At 36.7% G+C, this 3,873-nt stretch carries 4 protein-coding genes; all 4 read right to left on the bottom strand.

The window, feature by feature from the left end:
- Positions 1–160 precede the first annotated feature (160 nt).
- The 4 genes from DCC39_RS18520 to istA all read right to left on the bottom strand — a co-directional run bounded on the left by DCC39_RS18520 (position 161) and on the right by istA (position 3,703).
- Entirely contained in the window at positions 161–1,105 is a 945-nt protein-coding gene (locus DCC39_RS18520; protein ID WP_116556368.1) for a DUF3732 domain-containing protein, read from the bottom strand.
- 107 nt (positions 1,106–1,212) lie between these two features.
- A complete protein-coding gene (locus DCC39_RS18525) occupies positions 1,213–1,413 on the bottom strand; it encodes a hypothetical protein (protein WP_116554490.1) in 201 nt (66 codons plus the stop codon).
- Positions 1,410–2,165 (bottom strand): IS21-like element helper ATPase IstB, encoded by a 756-nt coding sequence (gene istB, locus DCC39_RS18530; RefSeq protein ID WP_116554489.1) that lies wholly within the window; start codon positions 2,163–2,165, stop codon positions 1,410–1,412. The genes DCC39_RS18525 and istB overlap by 4 nt, the downstream gene beginning before the upstream one ends.
- Positions 2,162–3,703, bottom strand: a complete 1,542-nt coding sequence (gene istA / locus DCC39_RS18535; RefSeq protein WP_116554488.1) for an IS21 family transposase — start codon at positions 3,701–3,703, stop codon at positions 2,162–2,164. Before istA ends, istB begins: the two co-directional genes overlap by 4 nt.
- Between the last annotated feature and the right edge of the window lie 170 nt (positions 3,704–3,873).

Raw genomic sequence — 3,873 nt, forward strand, 5'->3', positions numbered from 1 at the left:
GTAACTATTGGATGGAACCATTTTCATCCCAAGTTTGTGACCCGGCGGGTCATGTATGTTTAGTTTAGAATACTAGATAAGATTAAGTAGTATTATTTGAGAATAACAAATAAAAATATCCTTCTATATATATCTTTAATGTAAATTTTATACTATTATTCTAATACGCTTGATTGTTTTCATCAAATCTAATTAATGCGTTTCCATTTTTAAATTCCTCCACTAAATGGAAATTACTCAACCCCGCTTCAGTCCAAATAGATTTGGGTATATGCTCCAACAAAATAATCTGAAAATCAGTTTTTAACTCTGTAATTATATAATTTATAAAATAATCAAGCAGTTGCATTGCAATTGTAATTTTTCCTTTATCAGATTTTTTTACTTTTTCCCAAGATAACTTCCTCACTATATTTTCTTTTTCTTCACCAAAATACGGTCTACTAGGTTGATCTATTATTAACCACTGAGGTACATAAGGTGACTTTTGAATTAATATTAGCTCATGTAGACCCAAAAATAAGCATAGGTGTAAAAACATATGATTTGAACTACTACCTACTTTACTTGGGTATGCCGATTTAGGCTTTCTTAATTCGAGTTTCTTTTCTTTATAATTAAAAGAAGACTTATATCCTTCATAATTATCTAGGGCATCACCGCTTTTATCTAAATAAACCTGAATTAATTCATCTAACAACCTCAATATTGTTTCTCTTTTATCTTGATAGTCAATTAATTTTATGTCATTTATTTGTTCTTCAATGTTTTTGATTTTCTCACTTATGTTTTCTTCTTCATCCGATTCATTCCATTGTTGTTTATAAAGTTCTAATTTGACTCTAAGTTCACCGATAAATATTAGCTTATCTATCTCATTCTTAGTAGATTTATCATTAATAGGTATATCAAAAATTGTTGAATTAATATCAGTAACTTTATCTTCATATTCTTTTATTTTATAATTTATATTAAAATCAAAGGGCAATTTCCCTTTATTATTCTGTGTTATCTGTTCGTATTCATCTTGCAAACTACTAATAAGTAGATCTAATTGAGTATTGCGGACAGAATGAGCCACTAGTGCGTAGTTTTGAGCCACCATTTGCGGATAATAGGGCCACTGAGTGCGGAGGAGGGAGCCACTGTATATTTAGAGAGAGATAAATAGACAGCCATTGAAGTTTCACTTTACTCCAATGGCTGCCAGTATTACCTAAGTGGCTTATCTTCTAACTGTTCGTCAATAATCTCAATTGCCCAAGAGACCAGTTCATCAATATCTAAATCCTCCTCATCGGTCCGTGTACAAGGAGTTAGTAATCTGTCTACTATTTTTATCATCACTTCTTCCGGCAGATATCTATGAAAGAAATAGTTAGCTATGCGGTTTTCAACCTCTATTGGAATCATTTTCTAACCACCAAACTATGACGTTCTCTCATTGATACCTCTCCATCGACTAGGATCTTATAGGAATCATGAACAATACGGTCAAGGATCGCATCTGCTACCTGTGCCTGTCCTAGTTTCGAATGCCACCCTTCCGGAGAGAACTGGGAACAGAATATGGTAGATGCTCTCTTTAATCTCGCCTCAATAATTTCCAAGATGTGAAGTGCTTTTTCCTCTGAAAGCTCAGTTAACAACCATTCATCAAGTATTAATAAATCAATCTTTTTATATTTTTGGATGAGTTTACGGAAGCTTCCATCGGCTTCATACTTTGCTGCTGCTAATTCATCCAGTAATTCCGGTAATCTAATATACTTTACTTTGTAAAATTGGCGACACGCATGAACACCAAAGGCATTAGATATCCATGTTTTGCCGTTCCCTGATGCACCCATTAAAATAATGTTATGGTGATTTTGGATATAGCTCCCCGTTGCCAGCTCTAATATTAGCTTCTTATCCAGGTTGCGGTCGGGATGATACTCTATGTCTTCAATAGCTGCCGTTGGCTCGTCGAAAGTGGCCTGCTTAATTAACCGTTCCAGCCTATTTGACTTTCGACGATCATACTCATGGTCTACTAACAGATTAAAACGATCGTCGAAATCCATATCTTGATAATCTTTGTTTAGACTCTGTTGCTGATACAGATCTGCCATAGCACCCATTTTCATTTCAGTTAATTTACGTAATGTTTCTTGGTTCATCATCTTGTTTTCCCTCCAAAGTATTCAGCACCACGGGTAAATCCATTATCATTCGTATTGTTTTGATAATTATCGATATTCGACTTTTTCCTGCGTTTCTTACCTCTATCCAATACACCCTTTAAGACAGAAATTGTTGGGTTTGTTGATATTTCAAGCAATGTATACGTTGCTCTCTCGATCTCATCGTTTGTATATTTTGTTGATAAGTTCCTTAATGTGCCAAGGATGTTTAATGCTTTCTTTTCTGGATTTATTTCTAAGATATAAGAAACAAACTGTGCCATGGAGGGTCCAATTGTTTCTGCCCATTTCCGATTGTTTTCAGGGGTATGCTCTAGATACAATTTATGATTATCAGGCATATGATCCGTGTTCGTAGAGAACTGGCCAACTTCCCCGGTTAACCTTTTATGGGATGCAATCCGTGTTTCTTTGAAGTACACTTCAATTAGATCCGTAGTCAGTCGAACATCGACTTGTTCACGGACGTAATCATATGGAACGGAATAATACATTCGTTCAACTTGAATGTGGTAGTTCAGTTGAACCTTTGCTGTTTTCCATTCCGCAAGCTTGTAACGTGTTTGGGGAAGCTGTTGAAGGTGGGATTTCTCTTCTTCCTCAAACACCTTTTTACGGGAACCAGGGCGTTTTTGAAAATCAATTGTATTGATTTCTTCTAGCTTTTCAAAGATTCGTTGATTTAAGTCCTCTATATGAAAACATTGATAGTTTCTCAACGAGGCAATAATCTGTCGGGAAATGTAGCCGACTGTTCCCTCCACACTTGCCTTATCCTTTGGTTTTCGAACCCGGCTCGGCACGATGACTGTGCGATAATAATCTGCTAGTTCACGATAGGCCTCATTGAGAAGAGGTTCATCTCGAAGGGCTTTTGTAACCCCTGTTTTTAGATTATCTGGAACCAATGTTTCAGGAACTCCACCAAAATATTGGAATGCATGAATATGAGCCTTAAGCCAATTTGGTGATTTCATATCTAAAAATGCTTCCACGTAACTTAATTGACTGTAAGGCAAGGTCGCAATAAATACATACGCCGGAATCGTTTCCCCAGTAGAACGATCAATAATAGACAGCGTGGAGCCAGCCCAATCCACTTCCATGATCTCACCTGGTTTTCTCCGAATAGGCATCGTTAATTTATATTTCTTCGCATACTTCCCGTATTTCTCACAAAAAGTTCTGTAAGCATAAGGGATTTTTCCACCCTCACGTGCTTCCGTTTCATATTCATGATGCAATAAGGCCAAGGTAACATTCTTTTTTTGTAGCTCCTTATGCACCACTTCCCAATCAACCGGGAAATACCCCTTCTCAATAGCTTGTTTCTCAGGAAAGAGAAACGCTTCTAGCCATGAGTTGGTCATGGTATCATTCAAACTTTCCAAGCCAAGTTTCTTGGCACGGTGAACGACCTCAGAGACTGTATTCCTGGAGTGACCAGTGCTAGAACTGATCGTTCTTTGACTGATCCCTTCAAAATACAGTTCCAGAATCTTTCGGCAATTAACCATAAAAAAACCTCCTGTATAATATTTTCATGCTTGTTTGCATGCAATTTTTATTATACAAGAGGTTATTCTATTTATCGTATTGGCTCTCTAGTCCGCAGAAGGTGGCTCTCTTTTCCGCACTGACTGGCTCAAAACTCTGCAGAAGTGGCTCAATTCATCCGCAATAATCA

This window comes from Pueribacillus theae, from assembly GCF_003097615.1.
GTDB lineage: Bacteria > Bacillota > Bacilli > Bacillales > UBA6769 > Pueribacillus > Pueribacillus theae.